Annotated in this window: 27 protein-coding genes and 1 pseudogene; 13 read left to right on the top strand and 15 right to left on the bottom strand. The window is 71.9% G+C overall.

Annotated elements, in window-relative coordinates; all coding sequences use genetic code 11:
* Positions 1 to 42: 42 nt before the first annotated feature.
* The 4 genes from ACGFZL_RS23320 to ACGFZL_RS23305 form a co-directional block, all read right to left on the bottom strand.
* Complete coding sequence (locus tag ACGFZL_RS23320) at positions 43 to 549, bottom strand: GNAT family N-acetyltransferase (protein ID WP_393694355.1); 507 nt, start codon at positions 547 to 549, stop codon at positions 43 to 45.
* A gap of 71 nt (positions 550 to 620) precedes the next feature.
* Positions 621 to 2,249 carry a monocarboxylate uptake permease MctP gene (mctP, locus tag ACGFZL_RS23315; protein WP_393694353.1) on the bottom strand — a complete coding sequence of 543 codons (1,629 nt, stop codon included), beginning with the start codon at positions 2,247 to 2,249 and terminating at the stop codon, positions 621 to 623.
* Positions 2,246 to 2,527, bottom strand: a complete 282-nt coding sequence (locus ACGFZL_RS23310) for a DUF3311 domain-containing protein (RefSeq protein ID WP_355169628.1) — start codon at positions 2,525 to 2,527, stop codon at positions 2,246 to 2,248. The genes mctP and ACGFZL_RS23310 overlap by 4 nt, the downstream gene beginning before the upstream one ends.
* 138 nt (positions 2,528 to 2,665) lie before the next feature.
* Complete coding sequence (locus ACGFZL_RS23305; protein WP_393694351.1) at positions 2,666 to 3,430, bottom strand: GntR family transcriptional regulator; 765 nt, start codon at positions 3,428 to 3,430, stop codon at positions 2,666 to 2,668.
* A 453-nt stretch (positions 3,431 to 3,883) separates the two neighbouring features.
* Here ACGFZL_RS23305 and ACGFZL_RS23300 point away from each other — a divergent pair, with 453 nt between their 5' ends.
* From ACGFZL_RS23300 to ACGFZL_RS23285, 4 genes are all read left to right on the top strand, one after another.
* Positions 3,884 to 5,167, top strand: a complete 1,284-nt coding sequence (locus tag ACGFZL_RS23300) for an extracellular solute-binding protein (protein ID WP_355169632.1) — start codon at positions 3,884 to 3,886, stop codon at positions 5,165 to 5,167.
* A gap of 103 nt (positions 5,168 to 5,270) precedes the next feature.
* Complete coding sequence (locus ACGFZL_RS23295; protein ID WP_393694349.1) at positions 5,271 to 6,257, top strand: carbohydrate ABC transporter permease; 987 nt, start codon at positions 5,271 to 5,273, stop codon at positions 6,255 to 6,257.
* Positions 6,254 to 7,084, top strand: a complete 831-nt coding sequence (locus tag ACGFZL_RS23290) for a carbohydrate ABC transporter permease (RefSeq protein WP_393694347.1) — start codon at positions 6,254 to 6,256, stop codon at positions 7,082 to 7,084. The genes ACGFZL_RS23295 and ACGFZL_RS23290 overlap by 4 nt, the downstream gene beginning before the upstream one ends.
* A 6-nt stretch (positions 7,085 to 7,090) precedes the next feature.
* The gene (locus ACGFZL_RS23285; RefSeq protein ID WP_393694345.1) at positions 7,091 to 8,599 is read left to right on the top strand and encodes a glycoside hydrolase family 3 protein; all 1,509 of its coding nucleotides are present in this window, start codon (positions 7,091 to 7,093) and stop codon (positions 8,597 to 8,599) included.
* Between the two features lie 102 nt (positions 8,600 to 8,701).
* On the opposite strand, the gene nagB is transcribed toward ACGFZL_RS23285, so the two are convergent.
* Together nagB and ACGFZL_RS23275 are read right to left on the bottom strand one after the other, a co-directional pair.
* Entirely contained in the window at positions 8,702 to 9,487 is a 786-nt protein-coding gene (gene nagB / locus ACGFZL_RS23280) for a glucosamine-6-phosphate deaminase (RefSeq protein ID WP_393694343.1), read from the bottom strand.
* Positions 9,488 to 9,613: 126 nt separating this feature from the next.
* Positions 9,614 to 10,366 carry an SDR family oxidoreductase gene (locus ACGFZL_RS23275; protein WP_393694341.1) on the bottom strand — a complete coding sequence of 251 codons (753 nt, stop codon included), beginning with the start codon at positions 10,364 to 10,366 and terminating at the stop codon, positions 9,614 to 9,616.
* 96 nt (positions 10,367 to 10,462) lie between these two features.
* Between ACGFZL_RS23275 and ACGFZL_RS23270 the strand changes: the two genes are divergently transcribed.
* Both ACGFZL_RS23270 and ACGFZL_RS23265 read left to right on the top strand, forming a co-directional pair.
* On the top strand, positions 10,463 to 11,101 hold the full coding sequence (locus tag ACGFZL_RS23270; RefSeq protein ID WP_393694339.1) for a TetR/AcrR family transcriptional regulator: 639 nt from the start codon (positions 10,463 to 10,465) through the stop codon (positions 11,099 to 11,101).
* 380 nt (positions 11,102 to 11,481) lie between these two features.
* Entirely contained in the window at positions 11,482 to 12,948 is a 1,467-nt protein-coding gene (locus tag ACGFZL_RS23265; RefSeq protein ID WP_355169972.1) for a PAS domain-containing sensor histidine kinase, read from the top strand.
* A 171-nt stretch (positions 12,949 to 13,119) separates the two neighbouring features.
* Here ACGFZL_RS23265 and ACGFZL_RS23260 read toward each other — a convergent pair whose 3' ends face one another.
* Together ACGFZL_RS23260 and ACGFZL_RS23255 are read right to left on the bottom strand one after the other, a co-directional pair.
* Positions 13,120 to 13,377 carry a WhiB family transcriptional regulator gene (locus tag ACGFZL_RS23260; RefSeq protein WP_003973730.1) on the bottom strand — a complete coding sequence of 86 codons (258 nt, stop codon included), beginning with the start codon at positions 13,375 to 13,377 and terminating at the stop codon, positions 13,120 to 13,122.
* Positions 13,378 to 13,694: 317 nt separating this feature from the next.
* Positions 13,695 to 14,663, bottom strand: a complete 969-nt coding sequence (locus ACGFZL_RS23255; RefSeq protein WP_393694337.1) for a diacylglycerol/lipid kinase family protein — start codon at positions 14,661 to 14,663, stop codon at positions 13,695 to 13,697.
* Between the two features lie 107 nt (positions 14,664 to 14,770).
* Between ACGFZL_RS23255 and ACGFZL_RS23250 the strand changes: the two genes are divergently transcribed.
* Positions 14,771 to 15,229, top strand: a complete 459-nt coding sequence (locus ACGFZL_RS23250) for a hypothetical protein (protein WP_393694335.1) — start codon at positions 14,771 to 14,773, stop codon at positions 15,227 to 15,229.
* A gap of 22 nt (positions 15,230 to 15,251) precedes the next feature.
* On the opposite strand, the gene ACGFZL_RS23245 is transcribed toward ACGFZL_RS23250, so the two are convergent.
* The 3 genes from ACGFZL_RS23245 to ACGFZL_RS23235 form a co-directional block, all read right to left on the bottom strand.
* Positions 15,252 to 16,325 (bottom strand): RNA polymerase sigma factor SigF, encoded by a 1,074-nt coding sequence (locus tag ACGFZL_RS23245; RefSeq protein WP_393694333.1) that lies wholly within the window; start codon positions 16,323 to 16,325, stop codon positions 15,252 to 15,254.
* 17 nt (positions 16,326 to 16,342) lie between these two features.
* Positions 16,343 to 16,756 carry an anti-sigma regulatory factor gene (locus tag ACGFZL_RS23240; RefSeq protein WP_161069408.1) on the bottom strand — a complete coding sequence of 138 codons (414 nt, stop codon included), beginning with the start codon at positions 16,754 to 16,756 and terminating at the stop codon, positions 16,343 to 16,345.
* A gap of 249 nt (positions 16,757 to 17,005) precedes the next feature.
* A complete protein-coding gene (locus tag ACGFZL_RS23235) occupies positions 17,006 to 17,266 on the bottom strand; it encodes a UBP-type zinc finger domain-containing protein (RefSeq protein WP_355169652.1) in 261 nt (86 codons plus the stop codon).
* 61 nt (positions 17,267 to 17,327) lie between these two features.
* Here ACGFZL_RS23235 and ACGFZL_RS23230 point away from each other — a divergent pair, with 61 nt between their 5' ends.
* The gene (locus ACGFZL_RS23230; protein ID WP_355169654.1) at positions 17,328 to 18,923 is read left to right on the top strand and encodes a Na+/H+ antiporter; all 1,596 of its coding nucleotides are present in this window, start codon (positions 17,328 to 17,330) and stop codon (positions 18,921 to 18,923) included.
* A gap of 39 nt (positions 18,924 to 18,962) precedes the next feature.
* Here the strand turns inward: ACGFZL_RS23230 and ACGFZL_RS23225 are convergent, their stop codons facing one another.
* Positions 18,963 to 19,874 (bottom strand): 1-aminocyclopropane-1-carboxylate deaminase/D-cysteine desulfhydrase, encoded by a 912-nt coding sequence (locus tag ACGFZL_RS23225; RefSeq protein WP_393694330.1) that lies wholly within the window; start codon positions 19,872 to 19,874, stop codon positions 18,963 to 18,965.
* A gap of 69 nt (positions 19,875 to 19,943) precedes the next feature.
* Positions 19,944 to 20,522, bottom strand: coding sequence for an N-acetylmuramoyl-L-alanine amidase (locus tag ACGFZL_RS23220; protein WP_355169974.1), 579 nt, complete (start codon positions 20,520 to 20,522; stop codon positions 19,944 to 19,946).
* A 181-nt stretch (positions 20,523 to 20,703) separates the two neighbouring features.
* On the opposite strand from ACGFZL_RS23220, the gene ACGFZL_RS23215 reads away from it, so the two are divergent.
* The 3 genes from ACGFZL_RS23215 to ACGFZL_RS23205 all read left to right on the top strand — a co-directional run bounded on the left by ACGFZL_RS23215 (position 20,704) and on the right by ACGFZL_RS23205 (position 24,191).
* Positions 20,704 to 22,110: a family 2B encapsulin nanocompartment shell protein gene (locus tag ACGFZL_RS23215; RefSeq protein ID WP_393694328.1), complete on the top strand. Its 1,407-nt coding sequence runs from the start codon at positions 20,704 to 20,706 to the stop codon at positions 22,108 to 22,110.
* 85 nt (positions 22,111 to 22,195) lie between these two features.
* On the top strand, positions 22,196 to 23,509 hold the full coding sequence (locus ACGFZL_RS23210; RefSeq protein ID WP_393694326.1) for a family 2 encapsulin nanocompartment cargo protein polyprenyl transferase: 1,314 nt from the start codon (positions 22,196 to 22,198) through the stop codon (positions 23,507 to 23,509).
* Positions 23,510 to 23,576: 67 nt separating this feature from the next.
* Positions 23,577 to 24,191 (top strand): GNAT family N-acetyltransferase, encoded by a 615-nt coding sequence (locus ACGFZL_RS23205; protein WP_393694324.1) that lies wholly within the window; start codon positions 23,577 to 23,579, stop codon positions 24,189 to 24,191.
* 36 nt (positions 24,192 to 24,227) lie between these two features.
* Here ACGFZL_RS23205 and ACGFZL_RS23200 read toward each other — a convergent pair whose 3' ends face one another.
* Positions 24,228 to 24,818 carry a TetR family transcriptional regulator gene (locus ACGFZL_RS23200; protein WP_355169663.1) on the bottom strand — a complete coding sequence of 197 codons (591 nt, stop codon included), beginning with the start codon at positions 24,816 to 24,818 and terminating at the stop codon, positions 24,228 to 24,230.
* A 103-nt stretch (positions 24,819 to 24,921) separates the two neighbouring features.
* Between ACGFZL_RS23200 and ACGFZL_RS23195 the strand changes: the two genes are divergently transcribed.
* Positions 24,922 to 25,506, top strand: a complete 585-nt coding sequence (locus ACGFZL_RS23195; RefSeq protein ID WP_393694322.1) for a dihydrofolate reductase family protein — start codon at positions 24,922 to 24,924, stop codon at positions 25,504 to 25,506.
* An 82-nt stretch (positions 25,507 to 25,588) separates the two neighbouring features.
* Here the strand turns inward: ACGFZL_RS23195 and ACGFZL_RS23190 are convergent, their stop codons facing one another.
* Positions 25,589 to 26,407: an aminoglycoside phosphotransferase gene (locus ACGFZL_RS23190; RefSeq protein ID WP_393694320.1), complete on the bottom strand. Its 819-nt coding sequence runs from the start codon at positions 26,405 to 26,407 to the stop codon at positions 25,589 to 25,591.
* A 183-nt stretch (positions 26,408 to 26,590) separates the two neighbouring features.
* Between ACGFZL_RS23190 and ACGFZL_RS23185 the strand changes: the two are divergent.
* Positions 26,591 to 26,728: pseudogene (locus ACGFZL_RS23185) on the top strand (site-specific integrase); the annotation flags it as partial.
* Between the last annotated feature and the right edge of the window lie 3 nt (positions 26,729 to 26,731).

Below are 26,731 nucleotides of genomic sequence, written 5' to 3'. Positions count from 1 at the left end.
CGCCCCCAGATGTTGTGTCGCGTCGGCCCGGGGGCGTCGGCTTCAGAGCGTCAGCTCGTAGGTGAGCAGCGTGAGGTCGAGGTGCTCCGGCAGCGGGTTCCAGTCCCGCTCGGGTGAGCGGCGGAAGCCGAGGCGCTCGTAGAGGCGATGGGCGCCGCGCATGGCCCGCTGGGTGGACAGCACGACGCCCCGGCAGCCCTCGACGGCCCGCGCCCGTTCGACACAGGCCCGCACGAGGGCCTCGCCCACCCCGCGGCCCCGGGCCTCGTGGGCGACGGCGAGCATGCGGATCTCGGCCTCGCCGGGCCCGGCGATGTCGGCCATGGGGCCGCCGGAGGGCACGAAGGCGACGCCGCCGAGCACCCGGCCGTCGGCCGCCGCGACCAGCACCTCGGCGTCCGCGGCCCGCTTCGCGACGTCCCGCAGCTCGCCGAGGTAGGCGTCGTCCTCGCCGAAGTCGAGCAGGCCGTCCTGGAGGTACGCGTGCGCGGTGATCTCGCCGAGGGTGGCGTACTCGGTGGGGGCGGCGGGGCGGATGAGGAGGTCCATGGGGGCGAGTGTGCCCCGGACACGCGAGGGCGGGCCGCCGGATTTCCCCGACGGCCCGCCCCCGGGCGCGCTCAGTGCGACGTGCCCGCCGTGGCCGGCGGCAGTTCGGTCTCGACGCCCGGGTCGCCCGCGTCGGCCGTGTAGTCGGACGGCTGGGTCTCGTCAACGCCGTCGGGGGCCTTCACGGCGCGCAGGACGACCGTGAGGACGACGGTGACCAGGACGTTCAGCGCGAAGGCGGTGAGGCCGATGTAGCCGATCTCGCCGATGCCGGGGATCTCCTTCGCGGAGCCGCCGAAGTGCTTCTGCGTCGGGGACGCCACGCCGTACGCCGCCGCCGTGCCGTAGACCATGCCGACCGCCCAGCCGGCCAGCAGCGCCCAGCGGTGGAACCAGCGCGTGAACAGGCCGCCGACCAGGGCCGGGAAGGTCTGCAGGATCCAGATGCCGCCGAGCAGCTGGAAGTTGATCGCGACCGTCTTGTCCATGGTCAGGACGAAGACCAGCGCGCCCACCTTCACCAGGAGCGAGACCAGCTTGGAGACCCGGGTCTCCTCCTTGGGCGTCGCGTCCGGCCTGATGAAGTCCTTGTAGATGTTGCGGGTGAACAGGTTCGCCGCCGCGATCGACATGATCGCCGCCGGCACCAGCGCGCCGATGCCGATCGCCGCGAAGGCCACGCCCGCGAACCAGTCCGGGAACATGTCCTCGAACAGCTGCGGGATCGCCAGCTGCCCGTTCTGCACCTTGACCCCGGCCGCGATCGCCATGAAGCCGAGCAGCGCCAGCAGGCCCAGCATCAGCGAGTACAGCGGCAGGATCGTGGTGTTGCGCCGGATCACCTCGCGGCTGCGCGAGGAGAGCGTCGCGGTGATCGAGTGCGGGTACATGAAGAGCGCGAGCGCCGAGCCGAGCGCCAGGGTGGCGTACGTCCACTGGCCCGCCTCGGGTGGCGCGAGCGCGCCGCGCGGTTTGCCGGTGGCCGGGTTGGTCTGGCTGAACGCGTCGCCGGCCTTGGCGAAGATGTCGTCGAAGCCGCCGAGCTTGATCGGGATGTAGATGATCGCCACCGCGATGACGATGTAGATCAGCGCGTCCTTCACGAAGGCGATCAGCGCCGGCGCCCGCAGCCCGGAGGAGTAGGTGTACGCCGCCAGCACGCCGAAGGCGATCAGCAGCGGCAGGTCCTTGACGAACCAGTTGGTGTCCTCCCCGCCGCCCACGCCCATCACGTCCAGGACGGCCTGGATGCCGACCAGCTGGAGCGCGATGTACGGCATCGTCGCCAGGATGCCGGTGACCGCGACGGCCAGCGACAGTCCCTTCGAGCCGAACCGGCCGCGCACGAAGTCCGACGTCGTCACGTAGCCGTGCTTGTGCGAGACCGACCAGAGGCGGGGCAGGAAGGTGAAGATCAGCGGGTAGACCAGGATCGTGTACGGCACCGCGAAGAAGCCGGACGCGCCCGCCGCGTAGATCGCCGCCGGGACGGCCACGAAGGTGTACGCGGTGTACAGGTCGCCGCCGAGCAGGAACCAGGTGATCCAGGTGCCGAACGAGCGGCCGCCCAGGCCCCACTCGTCCAGGCTGTGCTCGTTCTCCGCCTTGCGCCAGCGCGCGGCCAGGAAGCCCATGGCGGTGACGAGGACGAAGAAGAAGATGAAGACGGCGAGTGCCATGCCGTTGACGCCGTCGTTCACTTGGCCGCCCCGCCTTCCCGGTGAGCGCGCCGACCGCGCTGGTCACGCTGCCACAGCTGGTACGCGATCACCGTCAGCGCGGTGGAGATCAGCACCCAGGCCATCTGGTACCAGTAGAAGAACGGGATGCCGATGAAGGCCGGGTCGGTCTTCGCGTACGAGCCGACCCAGAGCATGGCGACGAACGGCGCGACGAGGAGGAGGCCGATGACGACGCGCACGGGCGTCACCACCGGGCCGGTGCCCGGGCCGGGTTCGGGTTCTCGGGGTTCTGACATGCGGCGGCTCCGTCCCCTCGCTGATCACCTGTAATGCGCAGGCAATGTAGGTGACGCGTAAGGTCGGCGGAAGCCCCTGTCCGCATATCGGTCCCCAACCGCAACGTGCGGCGGGCGCGGACCGGCTGCGGGCCCGGGTCAGTCCTGCGGGCGCTTCAGCCTGGCCGTGAACTTGTAGCGGTCGCCCCGGTACACCGACCGGACCCACTCCACCGGCTCGCCCGAGCGGTCCCGCGAGTGCCGGGAGAGCATCAGCATCGGCAGGCCCACGTCGGTGCCGAGCAGGCCGGCCTCGCGCGGGGTGGCCAGCGAGGTCTCGATGGTCTCCTCGGCCTCGGCGAGGTGGACGTCGTAGACCTCGGCGAGCGCGGTGTAGAGGGAGGTGTACTTCACCAGGGAGCGGCGCAGGGCCGGGAAGCGCTTGGCGGACAGATGGGTCGTCTCGATCGCCATCGGCTCGCCATTGGCCATCCGCAGCCGTTCGATGCGCAGCACCCGGCCGCCGGCCGTGATGTCGAGCAGCTCGGCGAGGCGGTCGTCGGCGGTGATGTAGCCGATGTCCAGGAGCTGCGAGGTGGGTTCGAGGCCCTGGGCGCGCATGTCCTCGGTGTAGGAGGTCAGTTGCAGGGCCTGCGAGACCTTGGGCTTGGCGACGAAGGTGCCCTTGCCCTGGATGCGCTCCAGGCGGCCCTCGACGACCAGTTCCTGCAGGGCCTGGCGCACGGTGGTGCGGGAGGTGTCGAACTCGGCGGCCAGGGTGCGCTCGGGCGGGACGGGCGTGCCGGGCGTCTGGGTCCGGGTCATGTCGAGCAGGTGCTTCTTCAGCCGGTAGTACTTGGGCACGCGCGCGGTACGGACGGCCGCCGCGCCCTCGTTCTCCGCACTGCTGACGTCGGTGCTCATGCTCTGCCTTCCCGGCTCCGGGTGCCGAAGCGGCCGACAGCGCTTGTCGGCCACGGCTCACATCGTGGCACGGCCGCCCGCGGGGTCGCCCCGCACGCTCCGTGATCCCCTCTGTATACCCGGGGGACCCCCGTTGGTCTAGTCCACAGCGCCGTTCGTCACCGCTGGTACCCGCGTACGAAGGCGTACCGGCAGGTCGACACGGGGGTGGTGGTACACCTCGCGCGGCGGCGCCCGATCTGCCGGTTGCGGAATGAAAGGTCCCTGCATATCTCGGTCACATCACGGACGCGATGAGCCCGGTGGAACACCCTTGACAGCCCTATTGGTCTGGGCCAAGCTCCCGGTACTGGTCTACACCATTGGTCCAGGTCCCGGCCCCATGGACGGTACGTGCCGAGCGGCAACCGCGGGGAGCCAGGGGGGTTTTGTGGCATCCCTGAGGAGGGTGGCGTGAAGCGCAAGCTTATTGCCGCGATCGGTATCGCGGGCATGATGGTCTCGATCGCGGCGTGCGGGGGCGACGACGGCGACAGCGACAAGGGCGACAAGGCCGGCGCCGACGGTTACGCCGGTCAGACGCTCACCGTCTGGGTGATGGACGGCTCCTCGCCGGACCAGTGGCAGAAGGACCTGGGCGCCGAGTTCACGGCGAAGACCAAGGCCAAGGTCAAGTTCGAGGTCCAGCAGTGGAACGGCATCCAGCAGAAGCTGACCACCGCGCTGTCCGAGGAGAACCCCCCGGACGTCTTCGAGATCGGCAACACCCAGACGCCCGCCTACGCCAAGACCGGTGGCCTCGCGGACCTGGCCGACCTCAAGTCCGAGATCGGCGGCGACTGGACCGAGTCGCTGAACAAGTCGTCCGTCTACGAGGGCAAGCAGTACGGCGCCCCCTGGTACTTCGCCAACCGCGTGGTCCTCTACAACAAGAAGATCTGGGCGGACGCGGGGATCAAGACCCTCCCCAAGACCCGCGACGAGTTCTACAACGACCTCAAGAAGATCGGTGACAAGACCGGCAACGAGCCGATCTACCTGCCCGGTCAGAACTGGTACCACTTCGTCGGTCTCGCGATCGGCGAGGGCGCCGAGCTGGTCAAGAAGGACGGCGACAAGTACGTCTCCAACCTGGACGACCCGAAGGTCGCCGCCGCGACGGAGACCTACAAGAAGTTCCAGGCCCTCTCCAAGGCGCCCAAGGACAAGGACGAGGCCACCCCGCAGCAGGGTGAGGTCTTCGCCAAGGGCAAGACCGGCGCCTTCATCGGCATGGGCTGGGAAGCCGGCATCGCGATCAAGGCCAACCCGGCCATCGAGAAGCAGATCGGCTACTTCACCATCCCCGGCGCCACCGCCGACAAGCCCGAGGGCGTCTTCCTCGGCGGCTCCAACCTGGCCGTCGCCGCGGGCAGCAAGAAGCAGGAGCTGGCCAAGGAGTTCCTGAAGCTGGCCCTGTCCGACAAGTACGAGGGCCAGCTGGCCAAGCTCAACGGCGTCATCCCGAACAAGGAGTCGCTGCAGACCAACCTGAAGGGCAACGCGCCGGCCGAGGCCGCCGCGCCGGCCGTCGCGGGCGGTGGCACCACGCCGCTGATCCCGGAGTGGGCCGCGGTCGAGAACGCGCCCAACCCGATCAAGACGTACCTGACCGCCGTGCTCAACGGCAAGAGCCCGGCCGAGGCCGCCAAGCAGGTCGAGGGCGAGTTCAACAAGCGCCTGGCGCAGCAGCAGTAACGGCGGTTCCGCCGGGGCGGGGCACCCGAGGGGGAGCCCCGTCCCGGCGGCCGCATGCGGGTCGACACGCGGTCGACGTAGGTCGAGAAGAGAGAGCGCGAGCATGACCGTGCAGACCGAACTGCCGCCCTCGGGCCCGGCGGACGTCCGCAAGACGGACGCCCCCGCGACCGGCGGGCCGAAACCGGGAGCCGCGTCGCGCGCCGGCGCGCTCGTCCCGTACCTCTTGCTGCTGCCCGCCGTGGCGGCCACCCTGCTGCTGCTCGGCTGGCCGCTGGTGAAGGACGTGGTGCTGTCCTTCCAGAACCTCAACATGGGCCAGTTCATCCAGCACCTCACCGAGTGGAACGGCGTCGACAACTACACGGAGACGCTGAAGAGCGAGGACTTCTGGCGGGTCACCCTCCGCTCGGTCATCTTCACGGCCGTCAACGTCGTCCTGACCATGCTCGTGGGCTCCCTGGTCGGCCTGCTGCTCGCCCGCCTGGGCAAGCGGATGCGGCTGCTGCTGCTGATCGGCCTGGTGCTGGCCTGGGCCATGCCCGTGATCGCCGCGACCACCGTCTACCAGTGGCTGTTCGCCACCCGGTTCGGTGTCGTCAACTGGGTCCTCGACAAGCTCGGCTGGCATTCCATGGCCGACTACAGCTGGACCAGCAACCAGCTGTCGACCTTCGCCATCATCACCCTGCTCATCGTGTGGATGTCGGTCCCCTTCGTGGCGATCAACCTCTACGCCGCGACCACCACCATTCCCAAGGAGCTGTACGAGGCCGCGTCCCTCGACGGCGCCGGCGGGTGGCGCAGCTTCACCAACGTCACCCTGCCGTTCCTGCGCCCGTTCCTCTACGCGACGACCTTCCTGGAGATCATCTGGATCTTCAAGGCGTTCGTGCAGGTCTACACCTTCAACGCGGGCGGCCCCGACCGGCTGACCGAGATCCTGCCCGTCTACGCCTACGTCGAGGGCATGGGCAACCAGCACTTCGGCCGGGGCGCCGCGATCGCCGTCCTGACCATCCTGATCATGCTCGGCCTGACCGCGTACTACCTCCGGATCGTGCTCAAGCAAGAGGAGGACGAGCTGTGAAGCGCTCGCTCTTCGGCCGCCTGTGGCCCAACGTCACGGCCGTCGTCCTGTTCATCGGCTTCGTCTTCCCCGTGTACTGGATGTTCGCCACGGCCTTCAAGCCGACCGGCGACATCCTCGCGGACGACCCGGTCTGGTTCCCGACCCATGCCACGCTCGAGCACTTCACGACGGCTCTGGACGCGGACCACTTCGGCAGGCTCGTCCTCAACTCGCTCACCGTCACGCTCCTGGCCGTCGTGTTCTCCCTGCTCATCGCGCTGGTCGGCTCCTTCGCCCTGGCGCGGATGCGGTTCAAGGGGCGGCGCGGGTTCATCATCGGCTTCATGCTGGCCCAGATGGCGCCCTGGGAAGTCATGATCATCGCGATCTACATGATCGTGCGGGACGCCTCCATGCTGAACAGCCTGGTGCCGCTGACCCTCTTCTACACGGTGATGATCCTGCCCTTCACCATCCTGACGCTGCGCGGCTTCGTCGCCGCGGTGCCCAAGGAGCTGGAGGAGTCCGCCATGGTCGACGGCTGCACCCGCGCCCAGGCGTTCCGCCGGGTCATCCTGCCGCTGCTCGCCCCGGGCCTGATGTCGACCTCGATGTTCGGCTTCATCACCGCCTGGAACGAGTACCCCATGGTCCTGGTGGTCAACAAGGAGGCCGAGTCGCAGACCCTGCCGCTGTGGCTGACCAAGTTCCAGACCGTGTTCGGCGACGACTGGGGTGCCACCATGGCGGCGTCGACCCTCTTCGCCATCCCGATCCTCATCCTCTTCGTCTTCCTCCAGCGCCGGGCCGTCAGCGGACTGACCGACGGCGCCGTGAAGGGATAACGCCCGATGACGACCACCGCCGGCACCACCACCGCCTCCCACGGCCGCGGCGACGCGCTCACCCGCGACGCGCTCACCGTCCTCCAGCCCGGCTTCACTGGCACCACCCCGCCCGACTGGCTGCTGCGCCGCCTCGGCGAGGGCCTGGCCTCCGTCGGCCTCTTCGGGCGCAACGTCGAGACGCCCGAGCAGGTCGCGGCGCTCACCGCGCGGCTGCGCGCCGAGCGCGAGGACGTGCTGGTCGCCATCGACGAGGAGGGCGGCGACGTCACCCGCCTCGAGGTGCGCACCGGCTCCTCCTTCCCCGGCAACCTCGCCCTCGGCGCGGTCGACGACACCGACCTGACCCGCGAGGTCGCCGCCGAACTGGGCCGCCGCCTCGCCGCCTGCGGCGTCAACCTCAACTGGGCGCCCTCCGCCGACGTCAACTCCAACCCCGACAACCCGGTCATCGGCGTGCGCTCCTTCGGCGCCGACACCGGCCTGGTCGCCCGGCACACCGCCGCCTACGTCACCGGCCTCCAGTCGGCCGGCGTGGCGGCCTGCACCAAGCACTTCCCCGGCCACGGCGACACGGCCGTCGACTCCCACCACGCCATGCCCCGCATCGACGTCGACGCGGAGGTGCTGGCCGCCCGCGACCTCGCCCCCTTCCGCGCCGCCATCGCCGCCGGCAGCCGCGCGGTGATGAGCGCCCACATCCTGGTCCCGGCCCTGGACCCGGCCCACCCGGCAACGTTGTCCCCCCGGGTGCTCACCGAGCTGCTCCGCGGCGAACTGGGCTACGACGGCCTCATCGTCACCGACGGCATGGAGATGCAGGCCATCGCCGGCACCTACGGCATCGAGCGGGGCAGCGTCCTCGCCATCGCGGCCGGCGCCGACGCCATCTGCGTGGGCGGCGGGCTCGCCGACGAGGAGACGGTCCTCCAGTTGTCGGCCGCCCTGGTCGCCGCCGTGCACGCCGGTGAGCTGGCCGAGGAACGCCTCGCCGACGCCGCGGAGCGCGTGCGCACCCTGGCCCGCTGGACCGCCGAGCGCGCGGACGCCCGCGCGGCGGGCCGGGCCGACGGCGACGTGGGCCTCACCGCCGCCCGCCGCGCCCTGCGCGTCACCGGCGCCGCGGACTTCACGCCGCTCACCGAGGCGCCCTACGTCGCCGCGCTCACCCCGGTCGCGAACATCGCGGTCGGTGACGAGACGCCGTGGGGCGTCGCCGCCGAGCTGTCCCGGCTGCTGCCCGGCACGGAGACCGGCAGCTGGTCGGGGACGGACGCCGGCGAGGAGGTGCTGGCCGCGGCCGGGTCGCGCCCCGTCGTGGCCGTCGTCCGCGACGAGCACCGCCACCCCTGGATGGGCGCCACCCTCGACACCCTGCTCAAGGCCCGCCCCGACACGGTCGTGGTCGAGATGGGCGTGCCCCGCGCCGAGCCCCGCGGCGCCCTGCACGTCGCCACCCATGGCGCGGCGCGCGTCTGCGGGCGGGCGGCGGCGGAGGCCATCACGGCCGGCTGACACCTCGATTCGCCGAAGGCGCCGCCCCACCGATGCGGTGGGGCGGCGCCTTCGGCGTCGCTCGTGGCCGCCGGGACGTCGTGCCCCGGCGGTCCGGGTCGGTCAGATGCCCTGCCACTCGGGCTTGTGGGCGAAGGTGTGCCGGAAGTAGTCGGCGAGCTTCAGCTTGCTCGCCGCGGCCTCGTCGACCACGACCGTGGCGTGCGGGTGCAGCTGGAGCGCGGAGGCCGGGCACACCGCCGCGACCGGGCCCTCGACGCTCGCCGCGACCGCGTCCGCCTTGCCCTCCCCGGTGGCCAGCAGCACCAGGTGGCGGGCCTCCAGGATGGTGCCGATGCCCTGCGTGATGACGTGGTGCGGCACCTGCTCGATGTCGCCCTCGAAGAAGCGGGCGTTGTCGACCCGGGTCTGCTCGGTCAGCGTCTTGATCCGGGTCCGGGAGGCCAGCGAGGAGCACGGCTCGTTGAACCCGATGTGCCCGTCCGTCCCGATGCCGAGGAGCTGGAGGTCCACCCCGCCGGCCTCGCCCAGCGCCCGGTCGTACTCCGCGCACGCCGCCTGCACGTCCGCGGCGGTGCCGTCCGGGCCGAGGAAGGCGTCCATGCCGATGCCCAGCGGTTCCAGCACCTCCCGGCGCAGCACCGAGCGGTAGGACTCCGGGTGCTCGGCGGGCAGGCCCACGTACTCGTCGAGCTGGGCTATCCGGGCCCGGCCGGCGTCCACGGCCCCCGTGCGCACCTTCGCCGACAGCGCCTCGTACACCGGCAGCGGCGTCGAGCCGGTGGCCACGCCCAGCAGGGCGTCGGGCTTGCGACGGAGCAGCTGGGCCATGGCCTCGGCTATGAGCTCGCCGCCCGCCTTGGCATCGGGAACGATGACAACTTCCACGCTGGCCTGCCGTTTCGATGAGAGGGCGGCGCCCGGGGACCGGGCCCGGCACTGGCTATATGGTTTAGACCAATCTAACAGAGCGGGACCCTCGTGGCGCGATAAGTGGACGGGCCGTCCGGGGCCTCAGGTCAGGGAACCTCCCGTCGCGTCCACCCAGCTGCCCGTGACCCACCGGCCCCCGTTCGAGGCGAGGAAGGCGACCACGTCGGCGACCTCGGCCGGCGAACCCACCCCGCGCAGCGCCGACAGGGACGCGGCCCGCTCCCAGCCGCCCTCCTCGCCGTACAGCAGCTCGGCGGTGTTGTCGGTGTCGATGATGCCCGGGGCCACCGAGTTCACCGTGATACCGCGAGGGCCCAGCACCTTGGACAGGTCGCGCGAGAACACGTCGAGTGCGCCCTTGGTCATCGCGTAGGCCATGAGGTCCGGCATCAGCGCGGTGCGGGCGAGGCCCGAGGAGATGTTGATGATCCGGCCGCCGTCGCGGAGCCGGCCTATGCCCTGCTGGACGAGCTGGAAGGGAGCCTTCACATTCACCGTGAAGACCGCGTCCAGCTCCTCTTCCGTGATCCCCCCGATCGGCGCGGAGGCGCCGATGGCGGCATTGTTCACCAGGATGTCCAGGCCGTCCGCGTGCCGGTCGAACTCCGCCCACACGGCCTGCGCGGCGCCGGGGGAGACCAGGTCGGCGCCGATCGCGAACGCCGAGCCGCCCGCCGTCTCGATCGCGGCCACCACCTCTCTCGCCGCCGCCTCGTTGCTCCCGTAGTGCACCGCGACCCGCGCCCCGTCGCGGCCGAGCCGCTCGGCGATCCCTCGCCCGATGCCCCTGCTCGCCCCGGTGACCAGAGCCGTCCTGCCCGTCAGTACGCCCATGGCGGTGCCCCCTTCGTATATGTCTAGCGATCGCTACAGAAAGGACCGTACCCCACGGTGGCGACATTTCTCTAGTGCTCGCTATAAAATCTCTTCATGAGTAGTGCGGAGAGTGGAAGCGCGCAGGTCACAGCGGGCAAGCCGGGCCGGACCCGGGGCCGGCCCCGGTCCTTCGACCGCGAGACCGCCCTGGAGAAGGCCCTGCTGGCCTTCTGGGAGCACGGCTACGAGGCCACCTCCGTCGCCGACCTCACCCGGGCCATGGACATCGGCGCACCGAGCCTCTACGCCGCCTTCGGCGACAAGCGCTCCCTGTTCGAGGAGGTCGTCCAGGTGTACGGCGCGCGCTACGGCGCCTTCGGGCAGCGCGCGCTGGAGGAGGAGCCGACCGCCTTCGCGGCCGTGCGGCGGATGCTGCGCGAGGCGGCCGCGGAGTACACGGTCCCCGGCCGCCCGCCCGGCTGCCTCGTCATCCACGCCGGCGCCAACTGCTCCACCCCCGAGGTCGAGGACGGGCTGCGGCAGCGGCGCAACGCCAACATCGCCGCGATCCGCGACCGCATCGCGGCCGGCGTGGCCGCCGGCGAGCTGCCACCCGGCACCGACGCGTCGGCCCTGGCCCGGCATACCGGCGCGGTCATCCAGGGCGTGTCCCAGCAGGCGCGCGACGGCGCGAGCCGGACGGAGCTGGAGGCGCTCGTGGAAATCGCCCTGGCGGTCTGGCCCCGCTCGTGAGCCATCAGGGTTAGGCTTCTGCCGGTACGTGCGGCAGCCGGGAGACTCCGCCGCATGGACATGCGAACTGGTCTAGTCCAGAATGGCGCCAGCGGCGCGCATGCGAGGTGAACACCACGCTTCCGCCTTCCCCGCACAGGAGGGCGGACGGAGGAACCGAGGCTCTCTGCCCTGACTGCCCCGGGTCCTCATCGTTCGGCCGACGGGACCGCACACCCCGCGGCCGGAATTGCTCCGGGCTGCGGTGCCGGGAGGGTTGAGGGTCCCTCCCAGGCGCCGCGGCCCGCGGGTGTCTTCGGCCCCCGGCGGGTCTCTCCGGCCCCCGCGCCCGCCGCGCCGGTGCCGGTCCCGCGCCGGGTACGCTCGGCCCCGTGCCCTCCATGAACGAACTCGTACGCCAGCACACCGCCCTCGACGACTCCGACCTCGAGTGGCTCCACCTGCTGGTCTCGGAGTGGCAGCTCCTCTCCGACCTCTCCTTCGCCGACCTGGTCCTGTGGGTGCCCACCCGCGACGGCACCCGCTACGTCTCCGTCGCCCAGATGCGCCCCAACACCGGCCCCACCTCCTACCAGGACGACATGGTCGGCCACCTCGTCCCGCGCGGCCGGCGCCCCATGCTCGACGCCGCCCTGGACGAGGGCCGCATCGTGCGCGAGGGCGACCCGGAGTGGCGCGAGGAGGTGCCGGTCCGCGTCGAGTCGATCCCGGTGCGCCGCCAGGGGCGGGTCCTCGGCGTCATCGCGCGCAACACCAACCTGCTCACCGTGCGCACCCCGAGCCGCCTGGAACTCACCTACCTCCAGAGCGCCTCCGACCTCGCGCAGATGATCGCGGCGGGCGCCTTCCCGTTCGAGAACCAGCAGGTCGACATGGACGCCTCGCCCCGGGCGGGCGACGGCCTGATCCGGGTCGACGGGGACGGCATCGTCCAGTACGCCTCGCCCAACGCCCTGTCGGCGTACCACCGGATGGGCCTCGCCGCCGACCTGGTCGGCCATCACCTGGGCCGGACCACCGCCGAACTCGCCCCGTCCCGGGGCCCGGTGGACGAGGCGCTGGCGAAGGTGGCCAGCGGGTGGGCGCCGCGGGAGTTCGAGATCGAGGCGCACGACGGGGTCATCCAGTTCCGTGCCATCCCGCTCAAGCCCAAGGGCACCCACATCGGCGCGCTGGTCCTGCTGCGGGACGTGACGGAACTGCGCCGCCGCGAGCGGGAGTTGATCACCAAGGACGCGACCATCCGGGAGATCCACCACCGGGTGAAGAACAACCTCCAGACGGTGGCCGCCCTGTTGCGGCTCCAGGCCCGGCGCATCGGCTCCGACAAGGGGCGCGAGGCGCTCGAGGAGGCCGTGCGCCGGGTGGGCTCGATCGCGATCGTGCACGAGACGCTGTCCCAGAACCTGGACGAGCGCGTGGAGTTCGACGACATCGCCGACCGCGTCCTGGCGATGGTGGCGGAGATCTCGCCGGGCAAGGTCACCGGCCGGCGCACCGGCCGCTTCGGCATCCTGGACGCCGAGGTCGCCACGCCCCTGTCCATGGTGCTGACCGAGGTCCTCCAGAACGCCCTGGAGCACGGCTTCCGCGAGGGCGACACCGGCACCGTCGAGGTCTCCGCGGTCCGCGGCGGCACCTCGAAGGAGGCCCGGCTCCTGGTCACGGTGCAGGACGACGGGGTCGGCCTGCCCGAGGGCTTCGACCCGCACCGCTCGGGCAACCTCGGCCTCCAGATCGTCCGCACCCTGGTCGAGGGCGAGTTGGGCGGCGCCTTCGACATGGTGCCGGCGCCGGAGCGGGGCACCCGGGTGATCCTGGACATCCCGGTGGCGGGGGAGAAGTAACCGCCGTCCGGACCGGCGTACGGGCACAGCAAGGCGCCCCGGACCGAAAGGTCCGGGGCGCCTCACTCGTGCTATGCGCATCGGGGGTACTGCGCGCTGCGGCTCGGGTGCGGGGGATGCGTACTCGCTGTACGCGCCGCCAAGCTCAGGCTGTCAGCAGGGGTGGAACGGTCAGGCGGACGCCTGACGGGCCCGGTTGCGGGCGGCACGGCGCTTCATCGCGCGGCGCTCGTCCTCGCTGAGACCACCCCAGACGCCGGAGTCCTGGCCGGACTCGAGCGCCCACTGCAGACACTGCTCCATCACCGGGCAGCGACGGCAGACGGCCTTGGCTTCCTCGATCTGCAGCAGCGCAGGACCGGTGTTGCCGATGGGGAAGAAGAGCTCGGGGTCTTCCTCGCGGCAAACGGCGCGGTGACGCCAGTCCATGGCTGCTACCTCTCCTTGGTATTACGTGCAGGTTGCTTGTGAATGTGAACGCTTTCACGAATCCCTCAACAAGGGAAGGGCCTACAGCCGACTTCCCGGCGTGGTCCTTGGTTTGAGAAGGGATTCTGGCGGCCTGCGGAGACTGGTGTTGCGAGCCGTCCCGACCGCCACGTAAAGACTCGCAAACCTCAGCGGCGGGCACAACCCCTTCCCGAAGATTCTTTTTGATTCTTCGGTGTCGACTAGGTCACAGCCGTACTTCCATGGGGTGGATGCTGGTCTAAACGTTCGAGTGAAAGGACTTTAGCTACTTCTGCTCACACAATCACACGCAGTGCACGGCGTACGCCTGTGAACGTCACGCTGGTTCGCAGCCCCAGGTGGTCACCGTCCATCTGAAGGGGCAGCGGGACCTTCGAATGCAAGGTGAACTCCGTCAGATCGTGCAGCGAGACCGCGTGCCGGCCCCGGGGGCCGCGCTCCGGGGACGAAGTGAGCAATTGCGTGCCGTACCGGGCCACGGCGGCCGTGGACAGGCGGTGCAGGCCGAACACGTCGAGGCCGGTGTCGAACGACGCCTCGGGCGACGCGTAGATCGGGCGGTTGCCGAGGAACGTCCAGGGCGAGGTGTTCGCGACTATGGAGAGCACCAGGTCGGTGATCGGCTCCTCGCCGGCCCGCTCCAGGGTGATGGTGCCGCTGCGGCGGTGCGGCTCGCCGATGAGCTGGCGCACCACCTGGCGCACGTAGAGCGCGTGGGTGGACTTCCTGCCCCGCTCGCGATGCTGTTCGACCCGGCCGACCACGCCCGCGTCGAACCCCAGGCCGGCGTTGAAGGTGAACCAGCGGGCCGGCACCCCCTCGTCCTCCGTGCCCGGCGTTCCCGAGGCCAGTCCCAGGCCGACGGTCCGCTCGCGGCCCTCGCGCAGCGCGTCGAGGAGGACGCCGGTCGCCTCCACCGGCTGGTTCGGCAGCCCGAGGGCCCGCGCGAAGACGTTGGTGGAACCCCCGGGGACGACCGCGAGACCGGGCAGGTGCTCGGGGGCGGGGCCGGCGTGCAGCAGGCCGTTGGCGACCTCGTTCACCGTGCCGTCGCCGCCGAGGGCGACCACCAGGTCGATGTCCTCGCTCTGCGCCGCCTGCCGGCCGAGGTCGCGCGCGTGCCCGCGGTACTCGGTGGTGACCGCCTCCAGCTTCATCTCGCTCGCCAGGGCGTGGATCAGCACGTCGCGCGTGCGCGCGCTCGTGGTGGTTGCCGCCGGGTTGACCACGAGAAGTGCACGCATGGGTTGCAGGGTACCTACTGGGCGGTACTCCTCCCAGACCGAGGGGATGATCCGGACCGGGGGCGGACCGCGCCGAGCGGAGGATCCGGACGGACTACCCTGCAGGGGTGAGCAGTGAGCAGACCCCCGCCCCCGAAGCCGAGGCCGCCGACCCGGCGGGCCCCCGTCCCGGTCGGCTGACCGCCGCCGCCGCGCTCGCCGCGCTGGAGGGGCTGGCACTCGTCGCCGGCGGCGTGTGGATGGTGGTGGGCGGCCTCACCGGCCGGCCCGACGACCGGACCCAGGCCCTCACCGGCGGCGTCACCCTGATCGTCCTCGCCCTGCTGCCGCTGCTCGCCGCCCGCGGGCTCCTCGCCCGGCGCGGCTGGAGCCGGGGCCCCGCGGTGATCACGCAGGTCCTGGCCCTGCCCGTGGCCTACAACCTGCTCCAGGCGGACAGCGTGGCCATCCCGGCCGGGATCGTCCTCGGCGTGGTGGCCGTCACGGCGCTGGTGCTGCTGGTGAACCCGGCCACCGCCCGGGCCCTCGGGATCCGCGGGCCCGGCGGCGCCGAGAAGCAGGGCTGACCCGGGCCGCCGCCCTGGGTGCCTACTCCTCCACCAGGAGCTTCTCCCGCAGCTGCGCCAGCGTGCGGGCCAGCAGCCGGGAGACGTGCATCTGCGAGATGCCGACCTCCTGCGCGATCTGCGACTGGGTCATGTTGCCGAAGAAGCGCAGCAGCAGGATCCGCTTCTCCCGCGGCGGCAGGTCCTCCAGGAGCGGCTTGAGCGACTCCCGGTACTCCACGCCCTCCAGCGCCTCGTCCTCGGCGCCCAGGGTGTCGGCGACCGCCGGGGACTCGTCGTCGGTGTCCGGGACGTCCAGGGACAGCGTCGAGTACGCGTTGGCGGACTCCAGGCCCTCCAGGACCTCCTCCTCCGAGATCGCCAGCTTCTCGGCCAGCTCGTGGACCGTGGGGGAGCGGCCGTGCAGCTGGGACAGCTCCGCGGTGGCCGTGGTCAGGGCGAGGCGCAGCTCCTGCAGGCGGCGCGGCACGCGCACCGCCCAACCCTTGTCGCGGAAGTGCCGCTTGATCTCGCCGACGACCGTCGGGGTCGCGTACGTGGAGAACTCCACACCGCGGTCCGGGTCGAAGCGGTCGACCGACTTGATCAACCCGATGGTGGCGACCTGGGTGAGGTCGTCCAGCGGCTCGCCGCGGTTGCGGAAGCGGCGGGCGAGGTGCTCCACGAGCGGCAGGTGCATGCGGACCAGCTGATTGCGCAGCTCCGCGTACTCCGGGCTGTCCTTGGTCAGCGCGCGCAGCTCGGTGAACATGATCCGCGCCCCGCTGCGGTCCTGCCCGTCGTGCCGCGCGGTCTGCGCGGCACGCGCGCCGGGGGCCGTGTCCTCGGAGTGTCGCTCGTGCTCGCTCATCGCCTCGCCCGTCGCCCTTTCCCGAGCCCGCGCGTCGGCGCGGGCGGGCCGTACGGGGCTCCCCGCGGTCCGCGGCCCCTCGCCCGGGACGGCGGTCTCCGGGGGAACCCGGGAGGCGTCGTCCTGCGGATGCGGCCGGGCCTGCTCGGGGATGCCGTCGGTGCCGTCCGCCACGCGCCGGGACTCGTCCGCGGCGCGTGCGTCCTCGGACGGCAGTTCCCGTGTGTCACGCTCTTCGTTCCGCACCGGCCCGTCCCCGTTCCTCACGCCGGCCCGGGGCCCGCGCCGCGCTGTTTGTAGAGGCTGATCGACACGGTCTTGTCCTCGTCCACCGCGGAGGAGACCTTGCCCGCCAGGGCGGACAGGACGGTCCAGGCGAACGTGTCCCGTGACGGAGCGTGACCGTCGGTGGTCGGCGCCGAGACGGTGACCTCCAACGAGTCGTCGACGAGGCGGAAGACGCAGCTGAGCACCGAGCCGGACACGGCCTGCTGGAGCAGGATCGCGCAGGCCTCGTCCACGGCGATGCGCAGGTCCTCGATCTCGTCGAGGGTGAAGTCCAGGCGGGCCGCGAGGCCGGCCGTCGCCGTGCGCAGCACCGACAGGTAGGCACCCGCGGCCGGCAGCCGGACCTCGACGAAGTCCTGGGTCGCGGGTTCGCCTGCGATCTGGGACACCCTCACCTCCAAGGTGGTACAAGCGTTACAGGACCAGGAGCATCCCCGGGGGCAACGCGATACGTGGTTCAGCGGTGACGGTATCGCGCTCCGAACTCTCCTGTCCCCGAGACCCCGACCCCGTGCTGTCACTCATAGTAAACACCCGAACACGCACAGTGGCTAGGGGTCGGGCGGGCCCAAATCGGAGGAGCGCGCGCCGGGTTGACGTACCCAGGTGCCGCCCTCTCGAACCGTCCCGGTCCGGTGTCAGACCAGGACGTGGTCGACGAAGCACCAGCGCCAGTCCTCGCCGGGCTCCCAGGTGCGCATGATCGGGTGGCCGGTCTCCTTGAAGTGCGCCGTCGCGTGCTGGTTCGGGGAGGAGTCGCAGCAGCCGACGTGCCCGCAGGCGAGGCACAGGCGCAGCTGGACCGGATCCGTGCCCTCGGCCAGGCACTCCCGGCAGGTCTCGCTCAGTGGCTCCGGTTCCGGGTGGGGCAGCGCGTCGGCGTGCGTGCACTGTTTCATGATTGCCAGGTTACGACGCCGGTGCGGGCGACCGCGCGCAAGAAGAGGGTGGGCGAGGACGATGGACGTGATGCCGCTGCTGCTGCTGGTGGCGGGCAGCGCCGCGATCGCGGCGGCGGGCCGGCGCACCCCGGTGCCGGCACCGCTCCTGCTGGTCGCGGTCGGACTGGCGGTCGCCTATGTCCCCGGGGTGCCCGACTACACCCTCGACCCGCACATCGTGCTGCCGCTGCTGCTGCCCCCGCTGCTGTACACGGCGACCATCGACAGCTCCTACCTGGACCTCAGGGCCCAGCTGCGGCCGGTCGCCCTGCTGTCCGTGGGCTACGTGCTCTTCGCGACCTTCGTGGTCGGCTGGGCCGCCTACCTGATCGTGCCCGGCCTGCCCTTGACCGCGGCCCTGGTGCTCGGCGCCGTGGTGGCCCCGCCGGACGCCGTCGCGGCCACCGCGGTCGCCCGCCGGGTCGGGCTGCCCTCCCGGATCACCACCATCCTCCAGGGCGAGTCCCTGGTGAACGACGCCACCGCGATCACCGCCTTCCGGGTCGCCCTCGCCGCGGCCGTCGGCGAGGGCGCCACCTGGGCGGCCGGCACCGTCGAGTTCCTGATCGCCGCCGTCGGCGGCGTCGGCGTCGGGCTCGTCCTCATGGTGCCGCTCCACTGGCTGCGCACCCACGTGAAGGAGGCGCTGCTCCAGAACACCCTCTCCCTGCTGATCCCCTTCGCGGCCTACGCCGTCGCCGAGCAGGTGCACGCCTCCGGGGTGCTGGCCGTGGTGGTCGTCGCGCTCTACCTCGGCCACCGCGCGTGGGAGGTCGACTTCGCCACCCGCCTCCAGGAGGACGCCGTCTGGAAGATGGTCGCCTTCGTCCTGGAGGCGGCCGTCTTCGCCCTGATCGGCCTCCAGCTGCCCGTCGTCCTCAAGGGCCTGGGGGAGTACGAGGGCGCCGTCGCCGCCTGGTACGCCGTGGCCGTCTTCCTGGTGGTCGCCCTGGCGCGGTTCGCCTGGGTGTATCCGGCGACCTTCCTGCCCCGGATCGTGTCGGCACGCGTACGCGCGCGGGAGGAGAACCCCACCTGGAAGGGGCCCTTCGTGATCGCCTGGGCCGGGATGCGGGGCGTGGTCTCGCTGGCCATCGCCTTCTCCATCCCGCTCACCGTGCACGGGGGCGAGCCGTTCCCCGAGCGCAACCTCATCCTCTTCCTGACCTTCACCACGGTGATCGGCACCCTCGTCGTGCAGGGCGTCACCCTGCCGCCGCTGATCCGCCGGCTGAGGTTCCCCGCGCGCGACGCGCAGACCGAGACGCTCGCGGAGGCCAACGCCCAGGCGCAGGCGTCCCGGGCCGCCGAGCACCGCCTGGACGACCTCCTCGCCGACGAGCGCAACGCCCTGCCCGCCTCGCTCGCCGACCGGCTGCGCCAGGTCCTGGAGCGGCGCCGCAACGCCGTCTGGGAGCGGCTCGGGCAGACCAACGCCCTCACCGGGGAGAGCGTCGACGACACCTACCGGCGGCTCTCCCGGGAGATGATCAGCGCGGAGCGCGAGGTCTTCGTCCGGCTCCGGGACGGCCGCTACATCGACGACGAGATGCTGCGCACGCTGCTGCGCCGGCTCGACCTGGAGGAGGCGGCGGCCTACCGGGAGACGGCCTGACGGAGGGTGTGCCGGGCGGGGGGTGTGCCGGGCGGGGGGTCAGGGGAACGGGCGGCCGGTGATCACCGCGGCCACCGTCGTCCCGCGCGGGAAGGCGTCCTCCTCCACGAGGGCGAGCAGCCCGTACAGCATCTTGGCGACGTAGACCCGCTCCACGGCGAGGCCGTGGCGGTCCTCGAAGTCCTCGGCGAAGGCGTCGAGGCGCGAGGTGGTACGGGCGTAACCGCCGCCGTGGAAGCGCTCGTCCAGGCGCCAGTCGCCGCGCGGGCCGCCGAACGCCGCCTCCTGGAGCCGGCGGACGTCTCCGGCCAGGAAGCCGCCCCGCAGCACGGGTATGCCGAGGGCCCGCTGCCCCGGCGGCAGCCCCGCGGCGAGGCCGGCGAGCGTGCCGCCGGTGCCGCAGGCGAGGACGGCGACGTCCGCGTGGCCGCCCAGCTCCTCGCCCAGGGCCTGGCAGCCGCGGACGGCCGCGGCATTGCTGCCGCCCTCGGGCACCACGAGCGCGTCCTCGGCGCCGGCCGCGCGCAGCAGGCCCGCCAGGACCTCCGGCTCGGTCTTGCGGCGGTACGCGGAGCGCTCCGCGAAGTGCAGCCGCATCCCGTCGGCGGCGCACCGGGCGAGGGAGGGGTTGAGCGGCCGGCCGGCCAGCTCCTGGCCGCGCACCACCCCGACGGTGGGCAGCCCGAGCAGCCGGCCGGCGGCGGCCGTGGCGCGCAGGTGGTTGGAGTAGGCGCCGCCGAAGGTGACGACGGTGCGTCCGCGCGCCGCGGCGAGGTTCGGCGTGAGCTTGCGCCACTTGTTGCCGACCAGCTCCGGGTGGATCAGGTCGTCCCGCTTCAGCAGCAGCCGGACGCCGCGCCGCTCGAACCGCCCGTCGACCGCCTCCTGGAGGGGCGAGGGCAGCCGGGGGCGCAGCGCGGCGAGGCCGGGGGCGGGGTCGGTACGGGTCACCCCGCCATTGTCCGGCCCCGGCCGGCGGGAGCGCGCGTCGCGTCAGGCGCCCGTCACTTCAAGCGCCCGTCACTTCAGGCGGGCCCCGATCCGCCCCCGCATCGACGCCATCGTGAAGCCGCGGGGGTCGATCTTCCCCGGCTGCCACTCCAGATGGCCGATGACGGAGCGCTCCGTCCAGCCGTGGTGGCGGCAGACCGCCGCGGCGGCCCGCTCGATCGCCGTCAGCTGGGCGGCCGGCCAGGGGTCGGCGCCGTCGCCCAGGTTCTCGCACTCGAAGCCGTAGAAGTGCCGGTTGCCGTCGGTGTTCGCCTCGTTGTCCGGCGGCAGCGCCTTCTCCGCGATGACCGCGCGGAGCACGTCGTCGTCGCCGAGGCCCGCGTGGTTGGCGCGGCCGTAGCCGACCAGGTGGACCCGGCCGTCCTTGGTGATCACGCCGTGGCACAGCGGCCCCGGCAGGCCCGCGTAGCCGGCGCGGCACATCTCCACGGTCTGCGCGCTGCCCTTGGTCACCGTGTGGTGGATCATCACGCCGTGCACGGGCCCCCAGGGCCCCTTGTGGTTGCGGTTGTGGTGCCGCCAGTCCCCGACCTCGACGACGGTGAGGCCCTCGGCCCTCAGTGCCGTGATGAACGTGCTCGCGGACATGGGTGAGGCCATGGCCGCCTCCTTCGCGCTGTCTGCCGGATCGCCCGCCAATGCCCCGGGCGAGCGAGATCCATTCCCGCTCTTTCGTGTAATAGCACCAGCACGCTCCGTGAGGAAGGCTGGTCGCAGCAACAGCGATGCCGGACGCGGGAGTCCGGTAGGACCGGGAGGGCAGTTCCTTATGTCGGTAGGCGAAGAGGTCCGCACCGAGCAGGGCAAGCCGCAGCAGAGTCTCGGCACGGCGGCCGCGCGGAATCTGGCCACCACCACCAAGTCGGTGCCGCAGATGCAGGAGATCAGCTCGCGCTGGCTGCTGCGCTCGCTGCCCTGGGTGGACATCCAGGGCGGCACGTACCGGGTGAACCGCCGGCTGACCTTCGCCGTGGGCGACGGCCGGGTGACGTTCGTGAAGTCCGGGGACCGGGTGGAGGTCGTCCCCGCCGAACTCGGCGAGCTGCCGGCCCTACGCTCCTTCGAGGACGAGGAGGTGCTCTCGGAGCTGGCCCGGCGGTGCGAGCAGCGGGAGTTCGGCCCGGGCGACGTGATCACCTCGTTCGGCGGCCAGGCCGACGAGGTCTTCCTGCTCGCGCACGGCAAGGTCGAGAAGGTCGGCACCGGGCCCTACGGCGACGACGCGGTCCTCGGAGTCCTCGCCGACGGCGCCTACTTCGGCGAGGCGTCGCTGCTCGACGGCGACGCCATCTGGGAGTACACCGCCCGCGCGGTCACCGCCTGCACGGTCCTGGTGCTGCCCCGCCAGGCCGTGGAGCAGGTCGCCGAGCGCGCCGGCGTCCTGCGGGACCACCTCCAGCGCCAGCGCTCCATCCCCAAGCAGCGCACCAACAAGCAGGGCGAGAAGGCGATCGAGCTCGCCGCCGGCCACAGCGGCGAGCCGGACATCCCGCACACCTTCGTCGACTACGAGGCCCGGCCCCGCGAGTACGAACTGAGCGTCGCCCAGACCGTGCTGCGCATCCACTCGCGCGTGGCCGACCTGTACAACCAGCCGATGAACCAGACGGAGCAGCAGATCCGGCTCACCGTAGAGGCGTTGAAGGAGCGCCAGGAGCACGAGCTGATCAACAACCGCGAGTTCGGCCTGCTGCACAACTGCGAGTACGACCAGCGGCTCCAGCCGCACGAGGGCGTGCCGTCGCCCGACGACCTGGACGAGCTGCTCAGCCGGCGCCGGGGCACCAAGCTCCTCCTCGCCCACCCCCGGGCCATCGCCGCCTTCGGCCGCGAGCTGAACCGGCGCGGACTGGTCCCCGAGACCATCGACATCGCGGGCAACCGCATCCCCACCTGGCGCGGTGTGCCGATCTACCCGTGCAACAAGATCCCGGTCACCGAGGCCCGCACCACCTCGATCATCGCGATGCGCACCGGCGAGCAGGACCAGGGCGTGATCGGCCTCCGGGCCACCGGCATCCCGGACGAGATCGAGCCGAGCCTGTCGGTGCGCTTCATGGGCATCAATGAGCAGGCCGTCATCAAGTACCTGGTCACGGCCTACTACTCGGCCGCCGTCCTGGTGCCGGACGCGCTCGGGGTGCTGGAGAACGTCGAGATCGGCCGCTGGAGGTGACGCCGCCGTCCGGCACCCGGCGTTCCCGCCCTCCCCGGGGCGGGTATGCCCCGGGGTACGCGGGGTGGGGGAAGGGGGCGCGCGGATGACGAAGGCCCGGCCCGGCGCGGCGGAGGCGGAGCGCCCCACCGGCACCCTGGAGCGGCGCGGCCTCATCGGCACGCAGCGGGACCAGGGGCCCCAGGGGGACCAAGGCTCCGAGCGCGGCCAGGGCTCCGAGGGCGACCAGGGCTCCGAGGGCGACCAGGGCTCCGAGCGCGGCCAAGTGCCCCAGCCTGGTCGGACGCCCGGGCCCAGGCAAGGCCCCGAGCGGGGCCAAGGGCGTGAGCGGGGCCAAGGGCCCGAGCACGACCAGGCGTCCGGCGTGGTCGTCGGGGAGGAGGCGCCGGCGCTGCTGCGGCGCTCGCGGGCATCGGTCGACCCCGAGCTGCGGTCGGCCCTCGCGTCGCTGCCCGCCACCATGCGCCGGATCGGGCTCTACCACTTCGGCTGGCAGCACGCGGACGGCACTCCGGCCACGGGGGACGCCGGCAAGGCGATCCGTCCCGCACTGGTCCTCGCCTCGGCCGCCGCGCTCGGCGGCCCCGGTGCCCGGGCGGGGGCGGTGCGGGCTGCCGCGGCGGTGGAGCTGGTCCACAACTTCACCCTGCTGCACGACGACGTGATGGACCGGGACACCACCCGGCGCCACCGGCCCACCGCGTGGACCGTGTTCGGGGACGCCGACGCGATCCTCGCCGGGGACGCCCTCCAGGCCCTGGCCCTGCGGCTGCTGGCGACGGACCGCCACCGGGCCTCCGGCGCGGCGTCCGCCCGGCTCGCGGACTGCGTGGTGGAGCTGTGCGAGGGGCAGCACACGGACACGGCCCTGGAGCACCGCGCGCCGGACGAGGTCACGCTCGACGAGACGCTCGCCATGGCCGAGGCCAAGACGGGAGCACTGCTGGGCTGCGCCTGCGCCCTCGGGGGCCTGTACGCCGGCGCCGGTGCGGAGGAGGTGGCGGCGCTGGACGCCTTCGGTCGCCAGGCCGGGCTGGCGTTCCAGCTCATCGACGACGTGATCGGCATATGGGGCGACCCGGTCCGCAGCGGCAAGCCCGCCGGCGCGGACCTGGCGGCCCGCAAGAAGTCGCTGCCGGTGGTGGCCGCCCTCACCTCCGGCACCCCGGCCGCCGCCCGGCTCGCCGAGCTGTACGCGGCGCCGTACGAGGAGGGGAAGGAGGACCTGGCGAGCACCGCCGCGATCGTGGAGCGGGCCGGCGGCCGGGACTGGGCGCAGGACCAGGCGGCCGACCGGATGGCCCGGGCCGTGCAGGAGTTGGCCCGCGCCGTGCCCGACCCGGAGCGGGCGGGCGACCTGCTCGCGCTGGCGGAGTTCGTGACCCGGCGCAGCGGGTGAGTCCACACCGGTTAGGCTGCAACCGCCTTGTGATCAGGCGTCGTTGAGTCGAAGGGGTGGGCGGCGGATGGGCGTGGCGATACGGGCGGCGGGAGAGGCCGACCGGGACCTGGTGGTCCGGCTCCTCGACGTGGCCTTCCAGGAGGACCCGGTGAGCTGCTGGGTCTTCCCGGGCGCGGAATACCGGCGCCTGACCCACCACCGGCTCATGGCCGCCTTCGCCGACGCCACCTTCGCGGACGGCCGCGTCGACCTCGCCGAGGACGGCGCGGCCTGCGCGCTGTGGCTGCCGGTGCCGGCGGGCGGCGGGCACGAGCGGGAACCCGCCGGCGTGGACGAGGCGGTGCTGGTGCGCGAGGCCGTGGACCCGGACAACCCGCGGGTCGAGCAGATCGCCCGGCTGACCGCCCGAATCCATCCCGCCGGCCGCGCCCACGAGTACCTCTGGATGATCGGCGTGGACCCGGCGCGGCAGGGCGAGGGGCTGGGCACCGCGCTCATCGAGTCGGCCCTCGACCGCTGCGACCGCGAGGGCCTGCCCGCCTACCTGGAGGCGAGCAGCGCCCGCAGCCGCGGCCTGTACGAGCGGCTGGGCTTCGCCGTCACCGGCCCGGTCCTCGACCTGCCGGAGGACGGCCCCCGGATGTGGCCGATGTGGCGCGAGCCCGCGCCTCGGGGCTGACCGCGCCTCGCCACGGCCTCACGCCTCGGGACGGCCTCACGCCTCGGGTACCACCGTCGCCACGATCCGCTCGATCAGGCCGTCCGGGACGCCGACTCCGGGGAGGGCGTCCCGCAGGACGTCGGGCAGGGTCAGGTGCTCCAGGATGAGGCCGAGCATCGCCAGGTAGAGCACGGTGACCGTCTCGTCGTCGCCGGGCAGGCCGGCCGATCGGTGGAACTCCATGCCCTCTGTCAGATCCGCGCGCACCGACTTCGTGTAGGAGGCGCGCAGTTCCGGCCGCCGGGTGGCCTCCAGGCGCATCTCGAGCAGCCCCAGGTACCCGGTGCGGTCCCGGGTCGCCCGGCCCATCAGGTCGTGCATCAGCGCGGTGACCAGCGCGCGGTCCTTCGGCCCGGCCATCAGCCGGGACAGCACCTCCGGGTCGGGCGTGAGGCGCTGGTGCAGCCGCACGTCGATCTGGCGCAGCAGGTCGTCGCGGTCGGCGAAGTAGTTGGAGGCGGTGCCGGTCGGCACCCCGGCCTCGGTGTCCACCGCGCGGTAGGTGAGACCGCGCGCCCCCTCCCGGGCCAGTACCTCGATCCCGGCGTCGACCAGAGCGGCACGCCGCTGCGGATTGCTGACCATGCACGCAACCTTCCTCCGACAATCTCCTTGCAACCACTACACCTGAAGCACTATAAATGTAGTTGTTGCTCCACGCCGACTGCCCCCGACGAAAGAAGCACAGTTGCGCAAGCTCACGTACCTCATCGCCTGCTCCATCGACGGCTTCATCGGAGCCCCGGACGGCGACGCGACCGCGATGTACGCCTACCTGGACGAGGAGTACCTCGGCCATCTCACCGCGGAGTATCCGGAGACCCTGCCGACGCACGCCCGCCGGCAGCTCGGCGTCGACGCGGTGCCGAACAGGCGGTTCGACACGGTGATCCAGGGCCGCGCCAGCTACGACCTGGCGCTGAAGGAGGGCATCACCAGCCCCTACGCCCACCTCCGCGAGTACGTGGCCTCCCGGAGCCTCACCGAGTCGCCCGACCCCCACGTGGAGATCATCTCGACGGACCTGGTCGCCCGAGTCCGGGAGCTGAAGGCGGAGGAGGGCGGCCTCGGCATCTACCTCTGCGGCGGCGCGACCCTCGCCGGCGAACTGCTGGACGAGATCGACGAACTGGTCGTCAAGACCCTCCCCATCGTCCTGGGCTCCGGAATGCCGATGTTCGCCTCGGACTTCGCGGTCACCGCCTTCACCCTGGACGCGGTGCACACGACGGCGGGCGGGGCGATGGTGCGGACGTACACCAGGACACGCTGAGAACACGACACAGGAACGCGACCGCCGATGCGGCCGGGCCCCTGCAATGGGCCAGGTCAGTGATCAGAAGGGGCAGGCGCCCCTACTGCCAGCCGTAGCTATGGCTTCGATGCTGGCGCCAGAGCCGTGCGGCGGTGAGCATGTTCATTGTCCAGTCGTCTGAAGCGGAGCCCGCGATCTCATCCCAGAGGTTCGCGCCGGCGTCGGCGAAGGCGTCCACTGCTCGGGGTGGGGCCGATGCCCAGGTGGGAAGAGACGCGACCGCCTCCTCTGCGGCCGATGGTGTGTGGCCGGCCGAGATGAGCCAGATGATCCAGTGGGCCGGATCGAGCCAGGCCGCTCCGCGGGTGGCCCAGCCCCAGTCGACGAGGTGGGCGCGGTCGTGGGTGATGAGGACGTTGTGGTTGTTCCAGTCGGTGTGGAGCAGCGCGTTCCCTGCGAAAGCGTCCGCGTCTGCGGGGTCGGCGACGTAGCGGGCCAGGCGTTGTTCGGCGTGCCGGAGTTCGATGTCGGGGCAGGGGAGGGAGGCGAGCTCTCGGAGGGCCCCGGCGACTTTGGGTAAGTCCGGGGAGTCCGGTGAGTAGTCGGCATGGTGGCCGTCGATGGTCTCAAAGCCGAGGACGTCCCAGCCGTCGGCGATGACGTGGAAGAGCAGGCGCGGGGCGAGCGGGGTCACGTACGGGTTGATGTCTGCCTCGCGTTGCTGCGTCCAGACCCAGCGGTGGTCGGTGCGCAGGCCCTTGAGGAAGACGACTCCGTCGGCGGTGTGTGCGAGCGCGGAGAGGGGGCTGTTGAGACCGGTATTGACGTTCTCAATCCTGAGAATCGAGTCGGTCTCGGCCTCGACGGCGGTGCGAGCGCGAGAGGGGAGACTGCCGAAGGTGATGGAGGGTGCGGGCATGGCCGTCAGGTTTCCAGATCTACGCGCCAACGGAGTCGCCGAATGCCGAGCCCCCGGCAGTGCCGCGTAGCGGGACCAGCCAGTCGGGTAACCGGTCGCGAAGCGCGTGCAGTTCCGGCACGGAGTACCGCGATCGGAGCGGGGTGATCCGCTCACCCGGCTTGGTCAGAACGTCGACCCGCGCTGCGGATCTACGCGCACCTGTGGCCGGGCGAAGAAGACCGCACCCGGTCCGTCATGGACGCCGTGCTCGGCGGACTGCGGACCGGGTGCGGACAGGTAGGCGATGTGACCCGCGAAACCGCAGGTCAGGCTGCCTAGCCA

The organism is Streptomyces sp. NPDC048182, assembly GCF_043202555.1.
GTDB lineage: Bacteria > Actinomycetota > Actinomycetes > Streptomycetales > Streptomycetaceae > Streptomyces.
The sequence above is the reverse complement of the archived record's forward strand: the minus strand, read 5'-3'. Positions and strand labels throughout refer to the sequence as shown.